The sequence below is a fragment of the Mucilaginibacter achroorhodeus genome (assembly GCF_007846095.1).
In the GTDB taxonomy this organism is placed as follows: Bacteria; Bacteroidota; Bacteroidia; order Sphingobacteriales; family Sphingobacteriaceae; genus Mucilaginibacter; species Mucilaginibacter achroorhodeus.
Map to the genome: position 1 here is coordinate 1,243,832 of NZ_VOEI01000001.1, position 25,151 is coordinate 1,268,982.

A 25,151-nucleotide genomic window follows, 5' to 3' on the forward strand; every position below is an offset into this window, starting at 1 on the left:
TTTAATTTGTTATTCGGTTTTATTCAAACTCAGCCTGCAGAATTGATAAAACTTCTTTTACCGTTTCCTCCTCCAGGTCGGTACGTTTAACCAATTCGCCAACAGATAGCTCCAATACCGATTTTGCCGTATCTAAACCAATACGTTTAAACTCGTCTAATATCCAGCTATCAATTTCGTCTGAGAATTCTTCGATGTCCACATCCTCATCATGCTCATCTGCCTCACGGTAAACATCAATCTCATAGCCTGTCAATTTACCTGCCAGTTTTATGTTATGGCCACCACGACCGATGGCTAATGACACTTGATCTGGTTTTAAGTAAACTGCAGCGGTTTTTTTCTCATCGTCCAGCTTAATTGTAGTGATCTTTGCCGGAGATAAGGCACGCTGAATGTACAATTGTATGTTATTGGTGTAGTTAATTACGTCAATGTTCTCGTTCTTCAACTCGCGAACGATACCATGGATACGCGAACCTTTCATACCCACACACGCACCAACCGGATCGATACGGTCATCGTAAGACTCAACGGCAACTTTTGCACGCTCGCCCGGTTCACGAACGATCTTCTTGATAGTGATCAACCCATCAAATATTTCCGGCACCTCAAGCTCAAACAAACGCTGTAAGAACTCAGGGGCAGTACGTGAAATAATGATCTTGGGGTTGCTGTTCATCATATCCACCTTGCTTACTACAGCACGTACGCTATCGCCTTTTTTGAAATAGTCTGCAGGAATTTGTTCGGTTTTTGGAAGCAGCAACTCATTACCTTCATCATCCAGTACCAAGGTTTCTTTTTTCCAAACCTGGTAAACTTCGCCGGTAACAATTTCGCCAACGCGGTCTTTATATTTTTTGAAGATCTCGTCTTTCTCCAATTCCAGAATTTTTGAAACCAATGTTTGGCGTGCTGCCAAAATAGCGCGGCGGCCAAAACTTTCTAAAGTGATCTGCTCAATAAAATCGTCGCCAACTTCCAGGTCAGGATCAATTTTGTGTGCTTCTGCCAGTTCAATTTCAAGGTCATCATCCTCGCTAAAACCATCTTCCATTACGGCACGCGTGCGCCATATCTCTAAGTCACCGTTGTCGGTGTTTACAATTACGTCGCAATTTTCGTCTGTGCCGTATTTTTTCCTGATCATGCTTCTGAAAACGTCTTCCAGTACGCTCATCATGGTTGGGCGGTCAATATTCTTGAAGTCTTTAAACTCCTGAAAAGAATCAATTAAATTAATATTGCTCATCTTCTCTTATTACTTGAATGATATTAAAACTTTTGTTTCTGTTATTTTATAAAGCGGGATTGTGCTTTCCACAATTTCTGCTTTTTTTCCTTTTTGCTTTATGGTCTCCTCTATCTGTATAGCTTCATCGCCTGCAGCAATTAGTTTACCCTCACGTTTAGTGCCGTCATCCATTTTTATACTCAGGTTGCGGCCAATGTTCTTGGTAAATTGCCTTGTCAACTTCAGCGGCGCATCTACTCCGGGCGATGATACCTCAAGGTTGTAGGCATTTTCTATTACATTCTCTTCTTCCAGATGAAAGCCAACATGGCGGCTGATGGCTGCACAATCGGCAATTCCTACACCGCTATCTCCGTCTACCAACACCATCAACTTACCGTTCGGGTGCATCTTTACATCAACCAGAAAGATGTTGGGCAACTCTGCTAACTTCTCTTCAACCAGCTCTGTTACTCGCTTTTCAATATTCATTATCGTTGTGTTTTCGTCCCGTTTTTACGCCAGGAAAAATTGATCGATAAAAGAAAAGAGGGGACTAATCGCCCCCTCTTTTTTAATTTTCAATGCAAATATAACATGTTTCAAGATAATTTCAAAGCCTTAGGGCTTAAAAATCAAATCGATGTATTTACGCGAGCCAACTTTGGCACCGCCCCGTATATAGTCTGACAGATGATTGGCTGCATCAAGCTGATAGTTACGCACAAAGTATGTTTTTCCTTTTACGAAAGGCGTATCCGGTGTAAAAGTAATGATCGAATCCTTTACCTCGTATCTACCTGGCTGTATCGGCTGATAACTTTTGAGATCGGTATCTGCGGGCATAGCGTAAACCGGCACAAGGCTTTGCCATACCTTGGTATTGGTATCTCTCGATAATTCTCCTATGACCAACTTATCTAAACCATTAAACTGTACAGACCGGTGATTGGGCGATAGCAATAAGCTGATCCTCGATGTTGACGGCTGTGGCCGGGAACAAGCGGTTAATAAGATCAACAAAAACAAACAAAAGATCTTCATATCATAATTACTTGGGAACCGGCAGGGCCAAGCCGCTTTTAACAATATCCATACAAATAGATGATTTAAAGCGCTGTATGCCGGGGTTATTAAAAAACAATTCGTGCGTAAGTTTTTCATACTCTTTCATATTGCTTACCACTACTATCAGCATAAAATCTGCTTCTCCGGTTACATAATAGCATTGCTGCACCTGCGGCGTTTGCTCAAACTTGCGTTTGGTTTTGGTGACCATCTCTACCTTATCGGCCTCCATCTCTACCTGCACAACAATAGTAATAAGTTGCCCCAGGTGTTCCGGATTGAGTACGGCGATGTCTTTTTTTATAACGCCCAGTTCGCGCATGCGGGTTATCCTCCGCTGCACAGCTGGTGCAGAAAGCCCTATCTTATTGCCTATCTCGCGCTGCGATGTTAAGTTATTCAATTGCAGTATTTCGAGTATTTTATGATCTAAAGAGTCTAAAAGTTCCATTTAACCGCTAAAATATGAAATAAAATTGCATAAACAGTTCAAAATTGATGAAAAAATGCACGTTTGTCAATTTATTTTTGCGCCATGGCAATTGAAACTAACAACACCCGCAAAGGGATAATGATGGCTGTGGTAGCAGCTACGCTTTGGGGTATATCCGGTACATGCGGACAATTTTTATTTCAGCAAAGAGAGATAAGCGTTGAATGGCTAATGTCTGTAAGGATGTTAGGGGCAGGCGGGCTGTTATTGGTATTTGCTCTTGCTAAGAAGGACAAAGATGTGCGTAACATCTGGCTGGATAAGCCATCGCGCAGCAAACTGCTGATGTTTGGCATTTTTGGGATGCTCACCGTACAATACACCTACTTTGCTGCCATTAAATTTTCTAATGCAGCTACGGCAACCATCCTGCAATTCTCTGCCCCGGTGATGATCGCTATCTATCTTGCCATACGCCACGGGCAACGCCTGGTAAAGCAGGAGTACCTTGCCATTTCATTAGCCGTGCTTGGGACAATATTGTTAGTAACGCACGGTAACCTAAGGGCTTTAAATATTTCGCCGCTGGCTTTTGGCTTGGGTATGGCATCGGCGGTGAGCCTGGCTACTTATACACTATTACCCGTGCCACTGCTTAAAAAGTTTAGCGCGGTAAGTGTTATCGGCTGGGGACTGTTCATTGGCGGCGTTGCCATTTCGTTTGTTAAAGCGCCCTGGAGGCCGGATGGCGTGTGGGACATTTATACTTATGCCAACACGTTATTTGTAGTGATATTCGGCACATTGTTCCCTTTTTACTTGTATCTGCAAGCTGTACACCTTATTGGCGGACAAAAAGCCAGCGTACTTACTTCGGCAGAGCCGCTTTCGGCAACACTCATTTCTGTAGTAATATTGGGCCTGTCTTTTAAATTTATGGATTGGATTGGTGCGCTGCTCATCATTGCAACGGTATTTATTCTCTCCATGAAGAAAACCAATACTTCGGCAGGGGCAAGTATATAATTCATAAACAGCAAAGCCGCAATTTGGATTGCGGCTTTGCTGTTATTTACTCTTTAAAGTTTCTTCGAATAATTTAAAGATACGTTTGTACTCATCCGTCCAACTGCTGGGTTGTACAAAGCTATGGTCCTCAACCGGGTAAGGGGCTAATTCCCAGTTTTCTTTGTGCAACTCTATCAACCGCTGACTTAAACGCACAATATCCTGAAAGTTCACGTTTTGGTCTACCATGCCATGGCACATCAGCAGGCGGCCTTTTAAGCCATCCACAAAATAAATAGGAGAACTTTCGCGGTAGGCTTTTTCATCAGTGTATGGCTCGTTAAGGATATTTGATGTGTAACCATGGTTGTAATGTGCCCAATCGGTAACTGAACGGAGCGCTGCGCCTGCAGCAAAAACATCCGGCTTGGTGAACATAGCCATCAGCGTCATGAACCCACCGTAAGAGCCGCCGTACATACCGATGTGCTTAGCATTTACACCGTATTTCTCAACCAGTAGTTTAGCGCCATCTACCTGGTCGTCCAGATCGGCGCCACCCATGTGGCGGTAAATACCTGTACGAATATCACGGCCATATCCCGAGCTGGCAGTGTAGTCGATATCCATCACCGTGTACCCATTATCTGCCAGTAGGTTATTGAACATATATTCGCGGAAATAGCTGCTCCACCAGTAATGCACGTTTTGCAGGTAACCGGCACCATGTACGAATATTACGGCAGGCTTGGCAGGATCGGCGTTTTTAGGTACGTAAACCCTGGCATAAATATCCTTACCGCTGCGGTTTTTAAAGCTGATCACTTCCGGCTCGCGCCAGGCATAAGAGTCAAATTCAGGCGAGGTTGAACGGGTAACCTGTACCGCTTTTGCACCAGCCTTGTTAGGCTGCACATAAAGCTCCCATGGTTTGCTGGAGAAAGAGTAACGTATGGCCAGCCATTTTTCATCTGGTGATAGGGTAACCTCATTACCCCCCTTCATGCCTGTGAGTTTTGCCGGGGCACCACCTGTTACCGGGATACGATAAAAGTGGGTAATCCCCGGATGCTCCATATTAGCGGTGAAGTAAAACGATTTTTTATCGTTAGAGATCTGCAGCGTTTGCACTTCCCATCTACCTGCTGTCAGCTGTTTTTTTGTGCCGTTGGCAACATCGGCAACGTACAAATGTGAGTAGCCCGTTGCCTCGCTTTGGTAATAAAAATGCGTGTTGTCGATCCAACCTAAGGTACTGTTGCCGAACCATGCACCGGTGCCCGGTCCGCCTATCCAGGCATCATCGTGCTGCCTGTCTAACAAGGTCAGTTTACCGGTCTCGGCATTCAGCTTCATCAGCCAACGGTCTTTATTATCCTGTGCATCTACGTTAACAATGGCGTATTTTCCGTCGGGGCTCCAGTAAGGGCCTACCAGGTCAACTTTGCGGTCGGCATCGGCCTTTTTCAGAGCTGCTAACTCCTTAGGGTAATCCTTATAAAAATCAGGAATGTCTTTTATTCCGGGGATGTCTTTAGTGATCACTTTATAAACACTATCGCGCTTTACATCAAAAATAAATAACTCGCTTGATTGCTGCGGTGCGCCTACTTTTGTACGATTTGGGATGTCCTCTGTAAAACCTGATGTCGTTACATAGTTAGGAACAATGGTACTTTTTGCGCCTTCCGCAGCTTGTGTTAAACGATAGGTAATATACCTGCCATCCGGACTGACCTGCTGAAAGTTTACGCGTTTATCGCCGATAACAATCTCTTTTAATTTGTCACCGTCGTTTTCTGCCCGCTCAACTGAATCCAGCTTCTTGTCTTTTGCCTCTTTCTTTATTACATCAAACAACTCCAGTTGCTGCTTTTTTAACCAGGCAATTTGCTCGTTATCTTTTGCAGGCTTCTTGTCGCTTGCGTTTTTTACAAAGTTTGTAAGTTGTATCAGTTCGCCTTTGGCAAGTTTTAAGTAGTAAAGGTTATTCTCACGGGTGAAAATTATCGCTGTCTCATCCGTATTAAAGGTTGGCGCACTCTCCCGTTCTGTGGTATTGGTTAATTGCATGGTTTTGCCTCCTGAAAGCTGATAGAGGTACAAGTCGCCGCCCTTTTCAAATACCTCCATGCTGTGCGAGCGGTTCCATTTACCATCTGCAGGCATATCCCGGCGCTCCGTTAAACTCACCTTTTGAGGCTTTAGATCAGTTGGTGTTACAGCGTAAGTTTGATCGCGGACTGCCTTGTCGGGGTTCCAATCGAAATAGATCTTTTTACTATCAGCACTCCAATGGATATCTGAGGGAGAGATTCCCATCCATTTTGGGTCGCGCATTATTTTTTCTACTGTAAGCGGCGCAAGGTTTTGCGCCATGGTACCTGATGCTGTTAAAACTAACAACAGGGTAAATATCTGTTTCATGTGAGTAAGTTAGCCGCTGCAATTTAGCACTTTACCTAAGATTGCTATTTTTATTGCCGTAATTGTTACAAATATGCAATTAGAAGGTACAAATTTCAAGCTTCGCCCATGGCGAATGCAAGACGCACCGTCGTTACAGAGACACGCTGATAACCCCAGCGTAAGCAAGTACCTGCTTAATCGGTTCCCTTATCCGTATACCCTTATTGATGCTGAAGAATTTCTGCAACATATTACCCGCCAGGAGCGGCTAACCACTTTTGCAATTGAGGTGGATGGTGAAGCAGCCGGCGGCATTGGGCTGGAACTGCGCCGTGATGTTTACCGCTATTCGCCACTGATAGGCTACTGGCTAAGTGAGGAGCATTGGGGCAGGGGCATTATGGTGGAAGCGGTGAAAATCTTAACACATTACGCTTTCACAAAACTTGATGCCATTTGTGTACAAGCCTTTGTATTCAGCGAAAACACGAGATCTATGCGGGTGCTTGAAAAAGCCGGATATCAAAAGCAAGGTATTATCAGGCAATCGGTGATCAAACGCGGTGTGGTGATGGACGAGCATATTTATGCAGCCTATCCAAAGGAAAAATAACGAGAAACTTCTCCGGGCGCTAAAGAGCGCCGATTGCACGTTCCGGTAGGGAGGAGTTTCATGGCGACTAAAACCCCTTCCTGCCACTACATTATACAGCCGCCCCCTCCTATGGGAGGGAATTAAAAATTGACACCTGGATTTTCTGTAAAATAAAAAAGGCCGCAGGGTTAACTGCGACCTTTCTATATCACTCTAAAAATTTTTATTTCAACACTTCGCCAATGGCGGTACCAACGTTGCCGTTCGGTGCCTGGATATGCAAGAGTTGTGCTACGGTTGGTGCAATATCCGTCATATGCGTTTCGCGGGTGAGGCTGCCATGTTTAACACCCCAACCCATAAATACCAACGGGATATGGGCATCATAAGGATTCCATGTACCGTGGGTTGTACCCGTTTGGCCATGGCCACTGTACCAACCCGGTTTCAATACTATTTGAATAGTACCACTATGCTCGGGGCTGTAACCATTCTGGATCCTTTCCTTCAAGGCCGCCGGAATGTTCGCTTCTTCTACACGCTGCATATCAACGGCGTAAGCTATAGCAGGTTGCTCCATCAGGTATTGTATCACGTCAAGCTTAATGGCTGCATCGCTAACTTTTTGCTTACGTAGTTCTGTGTTATTAAAGTTCACCTGGTAATTGTTGAAACTTAAAACAGCTCTCTTAACACTGTATTTTTCTTCCAGCATTTTATTTAGGCCTGTCAACGCTGGTCCGTCATTCCAAACACCGGCAGGCACTTTATGATCTATCAGGAAGTTGGCGTTATGTGCAGCGCCGTGGTCTGCCGTAAGGAATACCGTATAGTTGCCTTTGCCTACTTTGCCATCGAGGTAAGTAAAGAAAGCAGCCAGGTCTTTATCAAGGCGCAAATATGTATCTTCTGCCTCAACAGAGTTAGGCCCAAATTGGTGACCGACGTAATCTGTAGAAGAAAGGCTTACTGCCAGGAAATCTGTCACTACATTTTTGCCTAAGTTCTCACCATCTACGGCAGCGCGGGCCAAGTCAAGCGTCATGCTGTTACCGTAAGGTGTAGAGCGAATAAGCCCGGCATTACCTTTGTAAAGCGCAGATGTTTTGATCGGGAAGGTTGGCGCTTCGGTACCGCTGAATTTACCTTCGTGCCCCGGGGTGTTATCCGGTTCGCTTTGTACGTAGGTGTTGATAGGATAAAGTGTGTTCCAATCCTGATTCAAATACTTCTCGGCTGGTTTACCGGCATTAAAGTTTTTAACCCACGCGGGCAGGTCTGTCATGTAATAAGTGCTGCTTATCCAGCTGCCATTTGCATCATCAAACCAATAAGCCGCGTTAGCAGCATGACCGGCAGGCAGAATGCCGCCTCGATCTTTAAGCGCGATACCAATAACTTTTGAACGGAAATTTGTTGCAAAACGCAACTCATCGGTAACTGTGCTGGTAAGCATATTACGCGGCGACATTTTGCCGGCCTTTGAGTTACTACCAACTGCTACAACCGTGCTATCATCTGTGCAATACATTGATTTACCGGTTGCCTGTACAATAAAATCGTTACCGGCAATACCATGTATGGAGGGCACCGAACCGGTATAGATGCAGGTGTGGCCAGCAGCAGTTACGGTTGGTATGTAAGGGATCAACGTGTTCTCGCAGGTAAAACCCTCGTTAAGCATGCGCTTAAAACCTCCGGCCTGGTACCTGTCAAAGTAGCGATATAAATAATCCCAACGCATTTGGTCAACTACTATACCTACAACCAATTTCGGCCGCGGCAGCGTGCTTTGCGCTGTTGTTTGCGCTTTTTTTGTTTGTGCCGATGAAATAAGTGTGGCAGCAGCAAAACCTATTAAAAGCAATAATTTTCTCGTCATAACATCAAAATGGGTAAAAGGCAAATATCACATTTTACATATATATCCTACGTGATATTTATGTTATAAAGGTGTTACAAAGCACAGGAGTTAATGCCGGCCGTATTATAAATACCACTGCCGAAAAGCTTGCTTTATTATATGAGCCATCCATTTCCTTTTAGTAAGTTTAATCCAGATTATGCTTTTTCAATTTAACCTTTACAGCTCTGTTTTACTGGTGTTTTTTAGCCAGCTTATGATCTTCGGGTTTTTGCTGCTGTACCTTGGTTTAAAAGATCAACTTCTGTCATCAAGGTTGCTCGGCATATTCTTGCTGCTATCAGCGTTATTTGTTTTCCCCTGGATGGTTGGTTTTGCCGGTTGGTATGACAATCAGCCGTACAGGGATATTTTATTTTACACCCCGTTTATTCATGCCTTATTTTTTGGCCCTTTGATCTACCTGTACGTAAAAAGCTTATTGAACATCGATTATAAAATCGCTTACAATGATTATCTGCATTTTATACCCGGCTGTTTATTTGTGATCTGGGCGCTGATCGTATTTGTCTACGATAATTTAGTGGTACATCATTATAGTTTAATGAACGGCCGCAACGATCCCGATTTCGATAACTGGTATTCCTGGCTTTGGTCGATAAGTATAGTGGTTTATTTGATCCTTACATACAGGTATTACAAACGCTATCGGACCTATATCATCGACGAACTATCATTTGCCGATCAGGCAAGTTTCAGGTGGTTAAGGAATTTTCTTTTGGCCTACCTGTGCCTGGCGGTCATCGTTGTTGTAGAACAATTTGTGGCTATTTTCCACGAATCAAATTATGTTATTTCGTGGTACTATTTTATGGGCTTTGCTGTTGTTGGCTATTACATTGCTGTTAGTGCCTATGGGCAACAAGGCCGTATCTTGGCTAAGCTTCATTACGTTCCTGTACAAGAGCCGGCAAGGGATGTAAACCGAACTGTTCCATTAAAAACGGATGATTTTGAGGAACCTTCCAATTTAAATTACGAGCTTGTCCAAAAATGGAAACCCGCCGTACTACGGCAATTAGACCATGAACGGATATTTCTTGACCCGGAATTAACGCTTACCGACCTCGCCAAAAAATTGGGCACAAACACATCGCTCTTAAGCAAAGTTATCAATGCCGGTTTTGGCATTTCTTTTAACGATCTGATAAATAATCATAGGGTTGAAGAAGCGAAAAGGCTGATGGCAAGCCCTGCTCACAAGCACTTCACCATGCTGGCCATTGCCTTTGAAGCCGGCTTTAATTCGAAGGCTACTTTTAACCGGGCCTTTAAACGTTTCTCCGGAGAAAATCCATCTGATTACCAAACCAGGCTTCAGCGATAAACTAAATGTTGCCTCATAACATGTTCTGAAGCGCTTATGCTTAGGAGTTGTGGCAATTTGCGCTAAAAAATCGCCTATATGATCACTCTTATTAAAAAGTTAACCAAGCCGCTGTTATTACCGCATTGGTACCAGGACCTACTTTTGGCTATTCCGCGTTTGGTTTGCGGATATCTTTTGACAGCCGACTTTGGCTCGGCTAAATTCGGGCTCCCATGGAGCCCAAAAGATAATAACCTACATTTATTTGAGGTTGCATTTTGGTTTCCGCACGATGTAGCTGCCTACGGCGGGATATTTAAAATGTTCCCCGTGTTTTTTGCCTGGATGGGCGCTTTTAGTGAAGCCGTCGGCGGGATATTTCTGCTGGCAGGTTATCAAACCCGGCTTTTCAGCACACTCATTTTATTGACCATGCTTGTTGCCATGTTTATGCAGCAGTGGCAAAACGGCTTATGGAACATGCTGCCTGCAATGGGTTTTGCCTGGGTAGCTCTTTATACCTCTGTTATCGGAAGCGGCCGCTTCGGTATTGATCACTTAGTAACAAAATAGCTTATGAAAAAGTATTATATATCAACGCTTGTTATGATTGTTTTATTCACAAGCAGCTGCGTTCAGCCAACCAGAAACATTAACATAACCCTTAAACTGCATTTGAAAGGTATGAAAGATGTGCAGCGGGTTGGTGTAAAGGGCAACGATAAGCCTTTGAGCTGGGACCAAGGCTTGCCGATGAACCCCATTATAAAAGATTCTCTGTATACGGTTACCTATACCACAAAAACCGGGTATAATTTTACTGAAATCAAATTCACTGTCGATGACAAAGCGGAGCTTAAAGGACAACCCAACAGGAGACTTGATTTCCCAAACACTAACAGGGTTGTATATGAAGCTACATTTGATAACCCGGCAGCTAAAGCAAACTAAAACCTTTTACTCCAAAAATGTAAGCAAGGCATGCTGGCTTGCCGTGTGGATATCGCGCCAAACGCGGTTAAGTTCGGTGTCGGGCGATGCTGCCAGAAGGCCGCAATAAGGATAGAGCCCGTCAACGGTTTCACGGGCAACGCGGGCTAGCATTCTGCTGGCCCTGCTTACATCTTTCAGATAATTCTCATTAGCGATGTCTTCCCAGGAAAGGTTCACGGCCTTGTAAAAAGCAGTGCGGGCATCGTTCAACAATATGATCGCCGACTCTCGCTCTTCCATCATCAAAGCGGCGTTGGCCTCGCTTACCCTGCGCACATTGGTTGCCTTAAATACAAAAGCATCTTTGCACAGGTCTACAAAATTAACAGCCAGGCCGGATAGGTTTGCTGCCAGCGTGGCTTCTGCTAACTGGAGAAATGGGTACTTATAAATTGTTGCATCAATTACCGTCGCTTCCGGCTTTATTTCAAAACTGCAGTTCTTATCAACATATACGTTATCTATAGTATAAGCATCGCTACCTGTGGCAACCATGCCCATATATTTCCAGCCGCTTTGCAGTTGTACATCCGCTTTGTCTAATACAAAAGACCGGATAATCGGGGCACTATCAACAGTTAACGGAGTTCCTTTAGCATTAACAATACGACAGTTGATGGTGATGTGCGTAGCATGATGAACACCGCTTGCATATTTCCAGTTGCCGTTGATGATAAAGCCATTGTTATGTTCAGTAGCTGTTCCGGTATCGGCACCACTACCGGCAAGGCAAGTCTTTTTATCTGCAAATATCTCTTTGGCAACCTCCGGCACTATAAATCCGCCAAAGAAACCGGCCCCGCTGCATAGGGTTACTACCCAACCCAAACTGCCATCGGCCCAGCTCAGCGCTTCTTCCGTTTCAATCAGTTTTGGTAAAGAATATTGCAATCCGCCGTATGCCTCAGGCACCAGCATATTAAACCATTGCTGTTGATAAACTAACTCCAGCTGCTTTGGATGCAGCATGCCTAAGGCTTCCGCCTCGGCCGCGTTATCCCTTATCTGTTTTACCCAGGCAGCATCTAACAGCTGCGAGGGATGATGAATTGCGCTCATGCTTTTTCTCCTTTCGCAATTTTACGCCAATCCACATAACCGAAAATAGCTACGATGAACAGGATAAGCGTTAATACCGAAAACATCACCAAGTGCTTATGGAACAGCAACGGAATAGCGAACAGGTTACTTACGTTGAGCAGCACCCAGTTCTCAACCTTCCGGCGCGCCAGCAGCCACATACCCGCCCAGGCAGTTGACGATACCCAGGCATCCATTATCGGCACTGTTGATGGCGTATATTTCACCAGCAAAATATAGAGCAGCCCCCAGCCAACAAATGAGATCAACAGCGTTATGATCCATTCCTGCCTGGTGGCAAAGCTTACTTTGACAGGCGGTTCGTTCCGCTTTTTTACCCAATGATACCAGCCATAAACACTCATTACTACGTAGTAAACATTGAGGGCGCTCTCTGCAAAGAGATGTGCATTTAGCAGCAGGTAGATCGATATCAAAGTGGCCGCTATACCGGTGGGGTATAGCGCCACTTTGTTGGCACGCGCCAGTAAAACCTCGGCAACACCTAATAGTACAGCCAGCCACTCTAATAAGGATGTAGCCTTAACCTGCTCTAAAAATATATGTGCCCAGGTTTCCATTGCTTAAAAACTTATGGTTACCGATGTCATGAAATTACGTTTAGCCTGCGCAAAAAAGTAATTATAGTTAACCACCTGCCCGCCTTCAATATCAGGATAGGTTGCTCCGTTTGCCTCGTACTCTTTATTAAAGATGTTGTTCACCTGCAAGCCGAGAGCTATGTTTTTAACATGCTTTACAGCAAAATTGTATCGCACACGCAGGTCGCTCACAAAGTAATTCTTCAGCAGGCGGTCGCGCACGAAGCGGTTGTTACCTGTTGACGTAAAGCCTGCCGGATTGGTGTTGGAAGTGTTATCCAGGTATTGGCTGCTGATGTATTTGTTGAGCAAAGCGATCTCGCCACCTTTGATCGGCGAATAAGCGATCTCGCCCGAGGCGATAAACGATGGGGAGTAGGCAATATCCGTTTTCTTTAAAAACAACGGTACTTGGGTATTGTCGTCATAGTTGCTTAACAGCTGCGTGTAATTCTTGATCTTATTAGCGCTTAAAGTGGCAGTTGCAGCAATACTCAGCTGCTTTGTAGCCTGCACGCGCCCGTCAAATTCAACACCGGCGCGGTAGCTATCATCAACGTTTACACGGATAGGTGTACCAACATCATTAAGTGCCCCCGTTAATATCAGCTGGTTTTTGTACAGCATGTAAAACCCGTTTATGCCGCCTTTAAAAACATCGCCGGAGGTGCGGTAGCCTGCTTCAAAATCATGCAGGGTTTCTGGCTTTGGCCTGGTACTGGGTGTCGAGTTCGTATAATCATCCCGGTTAGGCTCGTGGTTACCAACGGCATACGATGCATATACGTTGCTGTTCTCATCAAGCACATAGGTTATACCCGCCTTAGGGTTAAAAAAGTTAAGGGTGACCTGTTGCTGAACGTTATTTAAATTACGGTCTAAACCAAGGAATGAATAATCAATGCGACGATATTGCAGATCTGCGTTTAGCACCACTTGTCCCAGTCGCCACTCGCCGCGGGTAAATATGTTGAAGTCGTTTTTCTTTGCATCATCCCGGTAGTACTGATAGTTTGGTGGTATGCCTTCTCCTTTTTCTGTATAGATAATATTTCCGTAATGCGCGCCTTTGTACTGGTTATAGGCACCTCCTAAAGTAACGTTGAGGTTGCTTTGCGGCGTATATTTCAACGCGTAGGTAACGCCATAAAAATAATTATCCAGCCAGCGGCGGCGTGCAAGATTGGTAGTATCGCTTGCTGGTGACGGCGCTTTTAAACCATAATTGGCGATCAGGTCGTTGTTCCTGTATTCTTCATAATAACCTTTACCGCGCGTGTAATGTAATGCACCACTGAAAGATAATTTATCTGATAACTTACGGTCATATAATAACTGGTAATGGTTCTGCAGATAATCATCCACCTGGTCGCGATAACGTTGCCCGTTAGACATCAGGCCCAACTCGTTATAAGTACGATGATTGGGAATAGCGTTATCGCTGATAATGTAATCCGGAATACCATTCCAAGCCTGGAAGGTGCGCTCCTTTCCTGTAAAGATATTAGCTCTTAAAGTGCTGTTATTTCCATAGTAAGCACCGCTCACAAAGTAAGACTTTAAATTTGACGATGCAGCATCAATGTAGCCGTCAGATGTGATCTGCGATAGGCGACCATCAACAGCAAACTTGCCACCCATTAAACCCGTACCAAAATTGAGGGTGTTCTTAAAGGTGTTGTATGACCCTGCCGAACTGCTGATATCGGCATAGCCGGTATCTCTCCTGGTGGTAGTTTGTATGTTGATGCTACCGCCGAAGGCACCCGCTCCATTGGTTGATGTACCTACGCCACGCTGCACCTGGATGTTATTTACTGATGAGGCAATATCCGGGATATCAACGAAGAACGAGCCCTGGCTTTCCGAATCATTATACGGAATGCCGTTGATGGTTACGTTAATGCGGCTTGCGTCGCTGCCACGGATGCGGATGCCTGTGTAACCAACCCCTGCACCGGCATCAGATGTGGTAACTACCGATGGGGTTTGATTAAGTAAATAAGGCAGATCCTGGCCAAAATTGTTTTTCTGCAGGTCTTTCTTGCTTAGGTTGGTAAAGGCTGTTGGCGATGTTTTGTTAGCACGGGTTGCTGTCACGGTTACTTCCTCGGTGGTAAAAACGTTACTGCTTAATGAGAAGTTAATGGTTTGGTTGCCATTTACAGCAATAGATCTGGTAACCGGCTGAAAGCCCACAAAACTTGCTTTAATTACATAAGTACCGGCAGTTAGGTTATCAATGGTGTAAAGGCCGCGATTGTCTGTTTGTGTGTTAACGTTCGGATTGCTGATAGAAACAGTAGCGCCCGGCAAAGCCTGCCCGGATTGATCGGTAATTTTCCCTTTGATGGAAAATTGAGCTGATGCCATAAAAGGCAACAACAGGGCCGCAATGGCCACAAATAAGTTTTTCAAAATGTGTTGAACAATAAATTAGTTAAACTAACCACAGTCAGGGTAAAGCTGCAGCATAATTAACTTTTACCTCTCCCTACGCCGGCATTATCCGGATCAGGTGTCGCCCCCCGGCCCCCTAAAGGGGGAGCAGAAGAACTCTAAGTCGACTTTAGAGTTTTAATTGCTCCCCTTCAGGGGGTCCGGGTGATCATGGGTATGATCTCAGCCTGTCTTTCAGTTTGATTTTACTCAAAGCAAGGCACCCCTTGAGAATATTAATGCGCAAATATAGCTTTTGATTTTTTAAATGCAAGTGAATACATTTTGCCCGCAGCAATCAACACTTTTGCAAACTTGTTATGAGGCAATTACAACCCCGTATCACGGGAATTTATACAGCACGCCAAGCGCAAGGCCTTCAGTACCCTGTACCGAGTTTATACCGGTGTTTTTATCAAACAGCAGCGTGCCGTTCAATGATACATTTATAAGGCGGTTAACCTTGGCCGCAAGCACCGCGTCAACACGGTGGCGGGTGTAGCTAAGCGGTTGGCCGTACGGCACAAACATCTCATAACGGGTGTTAAGGTGCATGTTTTGTGCAATATCCTTATCAAATATGGCTACTGCCTGGAATGCAATGTCATTACGTATAGTACTTCCGCGCTTTACGCCATAAGCATCGGTTTGGTCTGGCGCAAATACCTTATCATCCAGTACAAAAGTTTGGCGGGCGGTACCGGTACCTAAGCGCAGGTCGAAATAAGAAACCGGTTTGTACTCAAAACCTACCGACTCTGTTAAATAACCCGGTGCCATAAAGTTTGATATCTGTGTTGGTGGCAACTGGTTGTTAGGGTCGTAATTGTACCCTTTATCAAACTGCGATTCAAAGCTTAATGAACCGAAGAAGAACCAATGTTTAGACATTTGGGTAGCAAGCTTGTTATCCCAAAAAATACGGTCATTGGTTTTGCGCGATCCTACACCTTTACTTTTCGATTTACCGTATTGCAGATTAAGCTCTGATACGTAACTGAATGGTGCTTTATTATATTCGGTATGGTAGATGAATGTTGAACCGATGGCAATAGATGATACACCACCCGCAGCATAATTATTAGTAAATGCGGCCTGATTAAAGTTTAAGCCAAAGGTAATGGCCTTTCGCCAGTAACTCACCTTGTAATCTAACATGGTTACCGGTATCAGCTCTTGCCTTATCTCCAATGATGTTGGTGGTACGGGAATGGCGTTCTTCCTGGTGTTGATGCGGTATTTATTAAGAAGAGCAGTATCTATCTTAACCGTGTCTTTTTTTGCAATTGTATCGGTAGTTTGAGCTGAAGCACCTATCGCGATAGTAAACGACAGTAAAAAAAGCTTAATACCAGTTTTCAACATGGCACAAATAAAAAGTAAAAATCTGTTATTTCATCCTATTAATTAAAAATACCTAAGAAAAGCAAAGAACTTACGCTTGCCCGGGTATTCAAGATCAGCTTCGTTTTTAAACGCCTCTCTTTCAAAAATAATATTAAGGTAGGCAGAATTATGGTCTCGATAGTGTATCAAATTAATTACATAATTTAAAAGGTACAACACATAAAACGGCAGTACCAGCAATTCCGCCTGCTGTCGCAGGTGTATGCGTTCATGGTTAATGAGCACTTGATCATTTTTGGAGGTTTGTTCCTTCACTAAAATAAATGGGAACAATGCCATTCCCGCCACACGCATAAATGGAACTACGATGATCAATTTACGTCTAATTTAATTTCGGGCAGTGGCGGTACCTCATAGGCTCTTGGCCTGCGGAGATAGCGTTTCAGATTGTTGCGTATATAGGAGATAAATTCATAATCACCCGCTGTGGTAACCAGGTAATAACCGGGGCGGTATTTCTGCATAAAATCGGTAAGCTTTGGTTCTTCCAGGTGGGTTATACCTTGTACAAAGGCTTTATTAAACCGATAATCAATCACCTTTTGCTTGTATTCGGCATCAATAATGCCTCTCAACTTTTCGGCGTTCCTGCCGCTTCTGCTAAACATATTATACAGGGCGTCAATACTTAAACCTACACCGCCAGGGCCTAAATTTAAAAGGTCGGGGTTATTGGATGGGCCATATAATTTATTGTACTCGCGTTTAGTATTTTCCAGCTGTTTATCGGGCGATAGATTTTTGCCTTTGATGGTAACTTCCATCAGTTGAATGGCTACCGGTTTAAGATATACGGCTAATGGCTCAAAATCTTTTACACTGATGGTATCGCTGAAATGCTCTGGCTGGGAAAAAGCCAGTTTATCGCCAACCTTTGCGTCAATAGAAAATTCGCCCTTGAGTGAGTTGTATACCGATTTGCCTGATGTAAGGTTTTTTACGCCCACCCTGGCAATGCGCGCGCTGCTGTTTTTATCAAATACTATCCCGCTAACGGTTGATTGCGCAAAGCCGGCAGCACGCAACATTAAAAAACAAGGAACAAGCCATAACTTCATTTGCGAGATTAAAGTTACGGTTTTGGCTAACGATAAATTATGCTTTAACAATCTTTAACACACTATTTCACAACTACCAGCTTCTGGCCTATACGTATGCCGTTATCAGGCAATTTGTTGAGTTCCCTAAGGTCGTCAACAGTGATACCAAAACGCTTGGAGATGCTGTATAGTGTATCACCTTGTTTTACAGTGTAAATTTTATCGTCGGGGGGAGTTTTGCTGATGCTGTCCTGTTGGGGAGTATTAGCTTTGTTGTTGATCTCTTCCAGCACCCGGTCTTCGCGTTTTATCTTGGCTATCTCGCCCTCAGGGCGGTCGTACTGATCGAGCTGATATTTGGTGATGAGGTTGATAAGCAGCTGCGGGTATTTAGGGTTTGTAGCATAGCCACAAGCCTTTAGGCCATAAGCCCAGCCGGTGTAATCATTCTTATCCAGCTCAAAAAGCCTTGCGTAGTTCTTTTTCTTTAAAAAGGTTGAATGATCTCTAAACGATTCTTCGGGATTTACATAAACCCGAAAGCAATCGTTCTCATTATCATCGTTCTTGTAATAGCTTTCACCTGTCCAGGTGCTGCCGCATTTAATACCAAAATGGTTGTTGGCAAATTTTGCCAGATCGCTGTTGCCTGCGCCGCTTTCAAATAGGCCCTGCGCCAGCGTAATGCTCGCGGGAATACCATACGCATTCATTTCTTCAATGGCGATGGTCTTAAACCTGTCGATATACTCAAGCGATGTGAGGTCTTTATGGGCAGCTATACTTTCGCGGTTGCGCTTCTGTATGTATTTGTTGTTTGCACGGGCCTTGCTGGCGCTGATGGTGCCTTTTTTAGCAGAACAGGAAGTAAAGCAGAAGGCAGCAATTAACAGGAATAGTAATTTACGCATGAGTTTGCTTATAGCTTAGCCAAACTTAAGGTTTTAAATAACTGGTTAATTGTTGTTTGCCAATTCGGGCTTTTTTGAAGCTGTAGTATCCGGGGCAGCATCGTCATCAAATTCATTAAGGCTGTATCTTTTGATAATACCCATTACTTGCGACGCCCATTTTTTGCTGCTGCAGTAACCGCTGCGTTGTATACCTTTAGCCCAACCCTTGTAGTCATATTGAGTAAACTTATCAGCCAGATGGCTAAACTGCTTACGCTCTGTCATGATGCGTGCAAAATCCTTGAAAGAATCCATAACGCTATCGTACTTTTTGTAAGACGAGCGAACCTTTTTGTTCCCTTTATAGTACACCGCGCCGCCGCCGCCTTTAACACCAAACTGGTTATTTAAATTTTTTGCGATGGCACTTTTACCGCTTCCGCTCTCATGCATTGCCACACCAAGTATAATACTTGCTGGTACACCGGTCTCATGCATAATACGAATGGCATTATCTTTGAACTTCTCTATGTAAGATTGTGAGGTACTTTGAGCCGAAGCTGCTGAAGTTGATGCAATTAATGCTGAAACTGAAAGAAGAGCAATAGTTAAGAGTTTCTTCATAATTTACTTTTTTCTGATGAGCAATAAGCCATCGCGAACAGGTAGTATGATTTTTTCAACCTGTTTGTTAACAGCTATCTGGTCATTTAGTTTGCGAAAACTTTCTGTGTCGGCGTCTTTCTGATAGTCATCGTACACTTTCCCTTTCCACAAAACATTATCAATTATTATTAACCCTCCGGGTCTTATCTTATCAAGTACTAACTCAAAGTACTTAAAATTATTCCGTTTATCAGCATCGATAAATACAATATCAAAGTTATTTTCTTGTAAATCAGCTATTACGGCCTCTGCAGGGCCAATATGAAGCTTTATTTTTTTATCCACATTTGTTGACTCAAAGTGTGAATTAAGCATTTCTTCATATTCTGCATTTACTTCTATGGTATGCAAAATGCCTCCATCAACCAATCCCTCGGCCAGGCAAATGGCGGAGTAACCGGTAAAAGTGCCAATTTCAAGAATAAGTTTAGGCTGCATCATTTTACTGAGCATGCTCAGCACCCGGCCCTGATAATGACCTGACAGCATATTTGCTTTCAGCATCTTCAGATGAGTAACCCGATTTATCTTTTGCAACCCTAACGGCTCGGGGTCGCAATGGTTATCAAGGTAGCCTTGCAGGGCCGCGTCAAGAATTTCCATGGCGCCAAAGATAAGGATTTTATTTTTTATCGCTTTTTGACGTCAAACCCCATCATTGTGAGAAGGATTTACTTCATAAACGCTACTACTGTCTCCGTAAAAACTTTGGGGATCTCAAACGGCGCATAATGCGATGCTCCTTTAAATATTATAAGCTTGCTATTAGGTATGTTTTGAGCAATAGCGCGGGTATGTTTTTCCAGGATCAGGTCGTGTTCCCCGGCCATTACCAAAACAGGCGATTTGATCTTGTGGATGTCATCAAAGGTTAAATGCGGTTCTTGTAATAGTAACGTTGTTAAGCGTAGTTTAAATTGCGATGCTTTGTCTGTCTTGTCTTTGTAATACGCTATTCTTTGTTTAACCTCATTAAGTACAGTATTCGGCAAGGCATCAGTTGTCGGGAAAAGATTTGCGCCCATTACAGCAAGTTTATTCACATACTGCGGGTATTTTACAGCCATTATTAGCCCGGTATTACCGCCATCGCTCCACCCTAAAATATTTGTCCTTTTTATATGTAATGAATCAAGCAGTTGCTTCATGTCTTCGGCGAATAGGTCATAGGTCAATGGTCCGGTAGATTCATCTGTACTTTTACCATGCCCACGGGTATCAACAGCAATCACCTTAAATTTCTTTGCAAGATCCTTTATCTGGAAATTGAAGGCATAAATTTCGTGCCCGTTGCCATGCAATAAAAGCAATGGCTCACCCTGCCCATAAGTTTCGTAGTAAAGCGTGGCATCTTTTAATTTTACAGTCCCCGATGCTGCTTTATTGTAACCATAAGCTATCGGTTTAGGATCATAATCAGGATTTATCTTTGCCTTTGAAATATCCTGCCCATCTATGAGAACCTGCGCATCATCCATCCAAAGTTTACCGGGGCCGTTTAATACCGCTGCCACGTAAATAGTTTGCGCGTCTATAGGAATATCAACCGTAACAGAATACTCCGCCCAGTCGCGGGTGCCGTTTATTTTTTGATCATAGTTATTCTTATAACCCGACATTCGCGGTATCGCGTTATCTACCCTTATAATTAGCATTGCTGCATCCTTAACATCAGCTATCTTCATCCAGGCTTTAAACGTGATGGTTTTGCCAATAAATTTTGCCGGAATTTTCTCTGCTACGCTACCAAATGATCTTTCATCGCCGGGCGATACCTGTTGTATGAGCACCGAACTTTTACCGCCATGTTTTTCATCGCCTACCTGTGCTAATTTATATTTATCGCTTTTGTGGAAATCAAGCCATTTGTCAGGAAGCTCTTTGCCTTCTGTACGAGATTCAAAACCAAAATTATACGTAGTATCCGCTACCGGAGTCTGGGCAAACAGGCGCAGGGAAAATGACAATGCGAAAAGTAAGGCGCTTAAAGTTTTCATTTAGGAAAGGAGTTTAATCCAAAACTATCTATTTAACCTTCGCTTGCAACAGGTTTAACATCATTTAACAGGTAATCAGAATTTCTGCATCCAGCTTTGCAACAATATCACCGCCGACACAGTATCTACGAGCTCCTTATTTTGCCTTGCTTTTTTACCCATGCCGCTTTGGGCTATTACTGCTGATGCCATTTTCGAGGTAAATCGCTCATCCAACATTTCGACAGGGATCTCAGGAAAGGTCTTTTTCAGCAAATTCACAAAACCCCTAACATGAATAGCCGATTGAGATGGGGTGTTATCCATTTGCTTGGGTTCGCCTACAATAAAACGCTCCACCTGCTCTGCCTGCAGGTATTTTTTCAAGTAATCAACAATGTGCATGGGGTGCACGTTATCCAGCCCTGTTGCAATGATCTGCATAGGGTCAGTAACGGCAATGCCAATTCGCTTTGTACCATAGTCGAAAGCCATGACTCTCATGACTTCGCAGATATGAGATGTGAGATTTGAGATAAGAGATGAATTGTCATTTTAATTAAATTAGATAAGTCAAAGATACAGGAAACGGCTTGCGGTCTCAAATCTCATATCTCAAATCTCGCATCTAATAATTACCTTGCACCAAATGCAGTTTAAGGAGATCATAGGGCAGCAGGAGGTAAAGCTAAGACTGATCAATTCGGTAACTGAGAACAGGGTAAGCCATGCGCAGCTGTTTTTAGGTCCGGAAGGCTCTGGTTCTTTGGCTTTGGCCGTGGCTTATGCGCAGTATCTCTCTTGTGAGGATAAGCAGCCAGATGATTCATGCGGTGTATGTTCATCATGCCGCAAGTACCATAAACTGATGCATCCCGATCTGCATTTTTCCTATCCTTTTTTTGCCAAGCACAAAGATGACAACGCCCTTACTTTTATTGAGCAATGGCGCCAGGCTTTTACGGCTAATCCTTACTTAAACCTTGATATCTGGCGGGGTTATTTGGATGCCGAAAACAAACAAGCTAACATCAACATTGCCGAGTGCCACCAGATCATCAAGAAGCTAAGTTTTAAGCCGTTCGAGTCTGTTTACAAGATCTTGATCCTGTGGCTGCCCGAGTATCTGGACAAAGAAGGCAACGCTTTACTTAAGGTAATTGAAGAACCCCAACCAAATACGTTGTTTTTGCTGGTGGCGCAAAACCAGGACCAGATACTGAACACTATTCTTTCGCGTACGCAACTGGTGAAAATTCCTTGTTTAAATTTCGAGGACATTAAAACCGAGATGCTCACGCGCCACCATCAAACAGAAACGGCGGCTTCAGAAATAGCCTACCTGGCAAACGGAAACATGACCGAAGCTTTGGCTATGCTACAGCAGGACACCAAAAGCTACCATGAACTTTTTGTGCAATGGTTGCGCCTGTGCGTTAGCAATAAAGGCCTTGAGGTACTAAGCTTTGTAGACCAGGCAGCCAAGATGGGGCGGGAGAATCAAAAGAATTTTATAAGATACGGTATAAGTTTTTTAAGGGAATGCTGCCTGCTGCGTGCCGGTGCCGAGCGCATTGTTAAGCTGCCCGAGCATGAGATGGAGATTGCGAAAAAAATGTCGGGCGTTATCAATCTGTCGATGGGGCAGGCGGTAATAGCTGAGTTAGAAACTGCACATTACCACATCGAAAGGAACGCCAATCCAAAAATCTTGTTTTTAGACGTATCTTTGCAGATTATAAAAATATTACATTTGAAAATTGTCCCCCAGGGGAATCACTATATACCGAACTAATTATGGGATGCGGAAGTTGCTCATCCGGCGGATGTACGCCGGCAGGCTGCAAAAGTAATGGCTCATGCCTTACTAATGGTTGCGCCAAACTTGATGTACACGATTGGCTGTCGCACATGGACATGCCAACTAATTATAAGCCTTTTTCGATAGTTGAAGTAAGATTTAAAGGATCGAGAAAGGAATTTTATCATAACAACGACAATATTTACCTGGAGGCCGGCGACCTGGTTGCCGTTGAAACCAACACGGGCGGTTACGATATTGGTAACGTATCCATAACCGGCGAGTTAGTGCGCATGCAAATGCACAAGCGCCATGTTAAAGAAGCCGATGTTGTGAAGAAGATCTACCGTCGTGCAACACCTGCTGATGTGGATAAGTGGCAGGCTGCAAAGGGTTTGGAATGGGAAACCATGCACAAATCGCGCACGCTGGCACTTAGCCTAAACTTATCTATGAAGATAAGCGACGTAGATTACCAGGGCGATAAAACCAAAGCTACTTTTTATTACACCGCCGAAGGCCGTGTAGATTTCAGGGAACTGATCAAAAAAATGGCTGAGGCTTTTCGCATCCGTATTGAGATGCGCCAGATAGGTATGCGCCAGGAGGCAAGCCGTTTAGGCGGTATTGGCTCATGCGGCCGCGAACTTTGCTGCAGTACCTGGCTAACCGATTTTAAAACGGTTTCTACTGCTGCTGCGCGTTATCAAAATCTATCTTTAAATACCCTTAAGCTTGCGGGCCAGTGCGGTAAATTAAAATGCTGCCTCAACTACGAGTTAGACACTTACATGGATGCATTGAAACACATCCCTGATAATGTGAATGTGCTAAAAACCGAAAACGGTGATGCCCGCTTGCAAAAAACAGACATCTTTAAACGTGTAATGTGGTTTAGCTACCCTGGTGCAGAATCATGGATACCGCTGCCTATAAAACGGGTTAAAGAGATACAGCAGCTTAACAGAGAAGGTGTACTGGTAGAGAATTTAGGTGAGGTAGTAGAGGTAGAAACCAAGCCCGCAAAAGTGCTCGACTATGAGAACGTTGTTGGGCAGGACAGCCTTACCCGCCTGGACGAGCGCCGCAACAAAAACAAGCAAAAACAAAAAAGCCGCAATAAAACCCGCCAGGGTGGCGAGCAGCAAGCGCAGCGAACTGAAGGCAATAACCGCCCGCAAAACCAGCCAAGGCCCGAGGTAAAACCGAATGATGGCGGCAACAAGCCACAACAGCAAAATAGGCCTAATCGCCCGCAGCCAAACCAGGCCGAAAGACCTGATGGTGCACAAAATGAGGCGCAAAGAGCTGAAGGCGGTAACCGCAACCGTAATAGACGGCACCGCGGCAACCGGGGTGGTGGCGGTGGCAACCAGGAACGCGGTAATAATGCACCCCAAAATCCGCAGTAATTGTATGGCGAGGATTAAATTGTTTTGGGTATCGGTTGTAGCTATGGCCGCTTTGCAGGCCTGTTCAGATCCTTCGCAGGTTTTTGATAACAACACCGAGATAGCTAATCATAACTGGTCATACGTTAACAGGGTAAAGTATGATGTAGATATTGCCGATAACAGCATACCTTACAACCTTTACTTTAATGTCAGAGTAACCGGCAACTACCGCTACTCTAACCTGTTTGCGCTGGTTAAGATGACATCGCCCGGCAAAAAAACGCTGGTAACGCGTTACGAGTTCAAACTGGCCAAGCCCGATGGCGAGTGGTTAGGCAGCGGCACAGGTAACCTTTACAGCTACCAGATCCTCATCCGTAAAAACTTTAAGTTCCCGGCGGCGGGTAAATGGCATTTTGAATTAGAGCAAAACATGCGCGATAACCCGTTGCACGATGTTTCTGATGCAGGTTTACGCATAGAGAAAGCGAAATAATCAGCCTCTCGCAACGCTCTCCAAGGGAGAGGGGCTTTAAGAGCTTCTTTGGGGTCTCATCTTTAGGAGGAGATTTACAGAGGGCTTATTAATAGCAGGTGTTCACGTTCACACACATGAACAGCGTGAACACCGTGAACGCTTGTGAACACCGTGAACGCTGACCCGTCCTGAAAAAAGTTTACAGATCAATGGATTAATACTGTGGTGAATTTACACTTTATCATTTAATACTGATGGATGTTGATCCTTCATTTCGTTCAATCATTCATGATAGCCTCCTTTCTGTGTGGTTTCCGGTAATAGTTCTGCCATTTTCGTTTTAGCTCACCGGTTTTCAGGTGGGCTTGCTCGGGTGTCATCATTTCAATGCTGCTGTGC

At 44.2% G+C, this 25,151-nt stretch carries 25 protein-coding genes; 8 read left to right on the forward strand and 17 right to left on the reverse strand.

Annotation, left to right across the window (positions count from 1 at the left end):
• Positions 1 to 19: 19 nt before the first annotated feature.
• The 4 genes from nusA to FPZ42_RS05790 all read right to left on the reverse strand — a co-directional run bounded on the left by nusA (position 20) and on the right by FPZ42_RS05790 (position 2,756).
• Positions 20 to 1,255 carry a transcription termination factor NusA gene (gene nusA / locus FPZ42_RS05775; RefSeq protein ID WP_146269506.1) on the reverse strand — a complete coding sequence of 412 codons (1,236 nt, stop codon included), beginning with the start codon at positions 1,253 to 1,255 and terminating at the stop codon, positions 20 to 22.
• 9 nt (positions 1,256 to 1,264) lie between these two features.
• Positions 1,265 to 1,729, reverse strand: coding sequence for a ribosome assembly cofactor RimP (gene rimP / locus FPZ42_RS05780; RefSeq protein WP_146269507.1), 465 nt, complete (start codon positions 1,727 to 1,729; stop codon positions 1,265 to 1,267).
• A gap of 129 nt (positions 1,730 to 1,858) precedes the next feature.
• On the reverse strand, positions 1,859 to 2,281 hold the full coding sequence (locus FPZ42_RS05785) for a hypothetical protein (RefSeq protein WP_146269508.1): 423 nt from the start codon (positions 2,279 to 2,281) through the stop codon (positions 1,859 to 1,861).
• A gap of 7 nt (positions 2,282 to 2,288) precedes the next feature.
• Entirely contained in the window at positions 2,289 to 2,756 is a 468-nt protein-coding gene (locus tag FPZ42_RS05790) for an Lrp/AsnC family transcriptional regulator (RefSeq protein WP_146269509.1), read from the reverse strand.
• A gap of 84 nt (positions 2,757 to 2,840) precedes the next feature.
• Here FPZ42_RS05790 and FPZ42_RS05795 point away from each other — a divergent pair, with 84 nt between their 5' ends.
• Positions 2,841 to 3,764 (forward strand): DMT family transporter, encoded by a 924-nt coding sequence (locus FPZ42_RS05795; RefSeq protein ID WP_146269510.1) that lies wholly within the window; start codon positions 2,841 to 2,843, stop codon positions 3,762 to 3,764.
• 42 nt (positions 3,765 to 3,806) lie between these two features.
• Here the strand turns inward: FPZ42_RS05795 and FPZ42_RS05800 are convergent, their stop codons facing one another.
• Positions 3,807 to 6,173 (reverse strand): prolyl oligopeptidase family serine peptidase, encoded by a 2,367-nt coding sequence (locus FPZ42_RS05800; RefSeq protein ID WP_146269511.1) that lies wholly within the window; start codon positions 6,171 to 6,173, stop codon positions 3,807 to 3,809.
• Between the two features lie 73 nt (positions 6,174 to 6,246).
• Between FPZ42_RS05800 and FPZ42_RS05805 the strand changes: the two genes are divergently transcribed.
• Positions 6,247 to 6,768 carry a GNAT family N-acetyltransferase gene (locus tag FPZ42_RS05805; protein ID WP_146269512.1) on the forward strand — a complete coding sequence of 174 codons (522 nt, stop codon included), beginning with the start codon at positions 6,247 to 6,249 and terminating at the stop codon, positions 6,766 to 6,768.
• A gap of 205 nt (positions 6,769 to 6,973) precedes the next feature.
• Here the strand turns inward: FPZ42_RS05805 and pafA are convergent, their stop codons facing one another.
• Positions 6,974 to 8,632 carry an alkaline phosphatase PafA gene (pafA, locus tag FPZ42_RS05810; RefSeq protein WP_146269513.1) on the reverse strand — a complete coding sequence of 553 codons (1,659 nt, stop codon included), beginning with the start codon at positions 8,630 to 8,632 and terminating at the stop codon, positions 6,974 to 6,976.
• Between the two features lie 181 nt (positions 8,633 to 8,813).
• Between pafA and FPZ42_RS05815 the strand changes: the two genes are divergently transcribed.
• The 3 genes from FPZ42_RS05815 (at position 8,814) to FPZ42_RS05825 (ending at position 10,934) form a co-directional block, all read left to right on the forward strand.
• Positions 8,814 to 10,001 carry a helix-turn-helix domain-containing protein gene (locus FPZ42_RS05815; protein ID WP_146269514.1) on the forward strand — a complete coding sequence of 396 codons (1,188 nt, stop codon included), beginning with the start codon at positions 8,814 to 8,816 and terminating at the stop codon, positions 9,999 to 10,001.
• 78 nt (positions 10,002 to 10,079) lie between these two features.
• Positions 10,080 to 10,556, forward strand: coding sequence for a DoxX family protein (locus tag FPZ42_RS05820; protein ID WP_146269515.1), 477 nt, complete (start codon positions 10,080 to 10,082; stop codon positions 10,554 to 10,556).
• Positions 10,557 to 10,559: 3 nt separating this feature from the next.
• Complete coding sequence (locus FPZ42_RS05825; protein ID WP_146269516.1) at positions 10,560 to 10,934, forward strand: hypothetical protein; 375 nt, start codon at positions 10,560 to 10,562, stop codon at positions 10,932 to 10,934.
• Between the two features lie 6 nt (positions 10,935 to 10,940).
• On the opposite strand, the gene FPZ42_RS05830 is transcribed toward FPZ42_RS05825, so the two are convergent.
• From FPZ42_RS05830 to ruvX, 11 genes are all read right to left on the reverse strand, one after another.
• Positions 10,941 to 12,035, reverse strand: coding sequence for an acyl-CoA dehydrogenase (locus FPZ42_RS05830; protein ID WP_146269517.1), 1,095 nt, complete (start codon positions 12,033 to 12,035; stop codon positions 10,941 to 10,943).
• Positions 12,032 to 12,637, reverse strand: a complete 606-nt coding sequence (gene pnuC, locus FPZ42_RS05835; protein WP_146269518.1) for a nicotinamide riboside transporter PnuC — start codon at positions 12,635 to 12,637, stop codon at positions 12,032 to 12,034. The genes FPZ42_RS05830 and pnuC overlap by 4 nt, the downstream gene beginning before the upstream one ends.
• 3 nt (positions 12,638 to 12,640) lie before the next feature.
• Positions 12,641 to 15,076, reverse strand: a complete 2,436-nt coding sequence (locus FPZ42_RS05840) for a TonB-dependent receptor (protein WP_315898389.1) — start codon at positions 15,074 to 15,076, stop codon at positions 12,641 to 12,643.
• A gap of 363 nt (positions 15,077 to 15,439) precedes the next feature.
• Complete coding sequence (locus FPZ42_RS05845; protein ID WP_146269519.1) at positions 15,440 to 16,462, reverse strand: DUF3078 domain-containing protein; 1,023 nt, start codon at positions 16,460 to 16,462, stop codon at positions 15,440 to 15,442.
• Positions 16,463 to 16,504: 42 nt separating this feature from the next.
• Entirely contained in the window at positions 16,505 to 16,819 is a 315-nt protein-coding gene (locus FPZ42_RS05850) for a hypothetical protein (RefSeq protein WP_261382231.1), read from the reverse strand.
• Positions 16,816 to 17,562, reverse strand: coding sequence for a hypothetical protein (locus tag FPZ42_RS05855; protein ID WP_146269520.1), 747 nt, complete (start codon positions 17,560 to 17,562; stop codon positions 16,816 to 16,818). Before FPZ42_RS05855 ends, FPZ42_RS05850 begins: the two co-directional genes overlap by 4 nt.
• 62 nt (positions 17,563 to 17,624) lie before the next feature.
• On the reverse strand, positions 17,625 to 18,455 hold the full coding sequence (locus FPZ42_RS05860) for a glucosaminidase domain-containing protein (RefSeq protein WP_146269521.1): 831 nt from the start codon (positions 18,453 to 18,455) through the stop codon (positions 17,625 to 17,627).
• Positions 18,456 to 18,500: 45 nt separating this feature from the next.
• Positions 18,501 to 19,061, reverse strand: coding sequence for a glycoside hydrolase family 73 protein (locus FPZ42_RS05865; RefSeq protein WP_146269522.1), 561 nt, complete (start codon positions 19,059 to 19,061; stop codon positions 18,501 to 18,503).
• Between the two features lie 3 nt (positions 19,062 to 19,064).
• The gene (locus FPZ42_RS05870; protein ID WP_146269523.1) at positions 19,065 to 19,706 is read right to left on the reverse strand and encodes an O-methyltransferase; all 642 of its coding nucleotides are present in this window, start codon (positions 19,704 to 19,706) and stop codon (positions 19,065 to 19,067) included.
• Positions 19,707 to 19,774: 68 nt separating this feature from the next.
• Positions 19,775 to 21,100 carry an alpha/beta fold hydrolase gene (locus FPZ42_RS05875; RefSeq protein ID WP_146269524.1) on the reverse strand — a complete coding sequence of 442 codons (1,326 nt, stop codon included), beginning with the start codon at positions 21,098 to 21,100 and terminating at the stop codon, positions 19,775 to 19,777.
• Positions 21,101 to 21,175: 75 nt separating this feature from the next.
• Complete coding sequence (gene ruvX, locus FPZ42_RS05880) at positions 21,176 to 21,583, reverse strand: Holliday junction resolvase RuvX (RefSeq protein WP_146269525.1); 408 nt, start codon at positions 21,581 to 21,583, stop codon at positions 21,176 to 21,178.
• 145 nt (positions 21,584 to 21,728) lie between these two features.
• Between ruvX and FPZ42_RS05885 the strand changes: the two genes are divergently transcribed.
• From FPZ42_RS05885 to FPZ42_RS05895, 3 genes are read left to right on the forward strand one after another with little or no spacing between them, the layout of a single operon-like run.
• Positions 21,729 to 22,874: a DNA polymerase III subunit gene (locus FPZ42_RS05885; protein WP_146269526.1), complete on the forward strand. Its 1,146-nt coding sequence runs from the start codon at positions 21,729 to 21,731 to the stop codon at positions 22,872 to 22,874.
• Positions 22,875 to 22,876: 2 nt separating this feature from the next.
• A complete protein-coding gene (ricT, locus tag FPZ42_RS05890; protein WP_146269527.1) occupies positions 22,877 to 24,292 on the forward strand; it encodes a regulatory iron-sulfur-containing complex subunit RicT in 1,416 nt (471 codons plus the stop codon).
• Between the two features lie 4 nt (positions 24,293 to 24,296).
• Positions 24,297 to 24,770, forward strand: coding sequence for a gliding motility lipoprotein GldH (locus tag FPZ42_RS05895; RefSeq protein WP_146269528.1), 474 nt, complete (start codon positions 24,297 to 24,299; stop codon positions 24,768 to 24,770).
• Positions 24,771 to 25,151 lie beyond the last annotated feature (381 nt).

Bases quoted from the DNA above. Each gene is read 5' to 3' on its own strand.
- nusA (WP_146269506.1), bottom strand. From the start codon at position 1,255: ATGAGCAATATTAATTTAATTGATTCTTTTCAGGAGTTTAAAGACTTC.
- rimP (WP_146269507.1), bottom strand. From the start codon at position 1,729: ATGAATATTGAAAAGCGAGTAACAGAGCTGGTTGAAGAGAAGTTAGCA.
- FPZ42_RS05785 (WP_146269508.1), bottom strand. From the start codon at position 2,281: ATGAAGATCTTTTGTTTGTTTTTGTTGATCTTATTAACCGCTTGTTCC.
- FPZ42_RS05790 (WP_146269509.1), bottom strand. From the start codon at position 2,756: ATGGAACTTTTAGACTCTTTAGATCATAAAATACTCGAAATACTGCAA.
- FPZ42_RS05795 (WP_146269510.1), top strand. From the start codon at position 2,841: ATGGCAATTGAAACTAACAACACCCGCAAAGGGATAATGATGGCTGTG.
- FPZ42_RS05800 (WP_146269511.1), bottom strand. From the start codon at position 6,173: ATGAAACAGATATTTACCCTGTTGTTAGTTTTAACAGCATCAGGTACC.
- FPZ42_RS05805 (WP_146269512.1), top strand. From the start codon at position 6,247: ATGCAATTAGAAGGTACAAATTTCAAGCTTCGCCCATGGCGAATGCAA.
- pafA (WP_146269513.1), bottom strand. From the start codon at position 8,632: ATGACGAGAAAATTATTGCTTTTAATAGGTTTTGCTGCTGCCACACTT.
- FPZ42_RS05815 (WP_146269514.1), top strand. From the start codon at position 8,814: ATGCTTTTTCAATTTAACCTTTACAGCTCTGTTTTACTGGTGTTTTTT.
- FPZ42_RS05820 (WP_146269515.1), top strand. From the start codon at position 10,080: ATGATCACTCTTATTAAAAAGTTAACCAAGCCGCTGTTATTACCGCAT.
- FPZ42_RS05825 (WP_146269516.1), top strand. From the start codon at position 10,560: ATGAAAAAGTATTATATATCAACGCTTGTTATGATTGTTTTATTCACA.
- FPZ42_RS05830 (WP_146269517.1), bottom strand. From the start codon at position 12,035: ATGAGCGCAATTCATCATCCCTCGCAGCTGTTAGATGCTGCCTGGGTA.
- pnuC (WP_146269518.1), bottom strand. From the start codon at position 12,637: ATGGAAACCTGGGCACATATATTTTTAGAGCAGGTTAAGGCTACATCC.
- FPZ42_RS05845 (WP_146269519.1), bottom strand. From the start codon at position 16,462: ATGTTGAAAACTGGTATTAAGCTTTTTTTACTGTCGTTTACTATCGCG.
- FPZ42_RS05855 (WP_146269520.1), bottom strand. From the start codon at position 17,562: ATGAAGTTATGGCTTGTTCCTTGTTTTTTAATGTTGCGTGCTGCCGGC.
- FPZ42_RS05860 (WP_146269521.1), bottom strand. From the start codon at position 18,455: ATGCGTAAATTACTATTCCTGTTAATTGCTGCCTTCTGCTTTACTTCC.
- FPZ42_RS05865 (WP_146269522.1), bottom strand. From the start codon at position 19,061: ATGAAGAAACTCTTAACTATTGCTCTTCTTTCAGTTTCAGCATTAATT.
- FPZ42_RS05870 (WP_146269523.1), bottom strand. From the start codon at position 19,706: ATGGAAATTCTTGACGCGGCCCTGCAAGGCTACCTTGATAACCATTGC.
- FPZ42_RS05875 (WP_146269524.1), bottom strand. From the start codon at position 21,100: ATGAAAACTTTAAGCGCCTTACTTTTCGCATTGTCATTTTCCCTGCGC.
- ruvX (WP_146269525.1), bottom strand. From the start codon at position 21,583: ATGAGAGTCATGGCTTTCGACTATGGTACAAAGCGAATTGGCATTGCC.
- FPZ42_RS05885 (WP_146269526.1), top strand. From the start codon at position 21,729: ATGCAGTTTAAGGAGATCATAGGGCAGCAGGAGGTAAAGCTAAGACTG.
- ricT (WP_146269527.1), top strand. From the start codon at position 22,877: ATGGGATGCGGAAGTTGCTCATCCGGCGGATGTACGCCGGCAGGCTGC.
- FPZ42_RS05895 (WP_146269528.1), top strand. From the start codon at position 24,297: ATGGCGAGGATTAAATTGTTTTGGGTATCGGTTGTAGCTATGGCCGCT.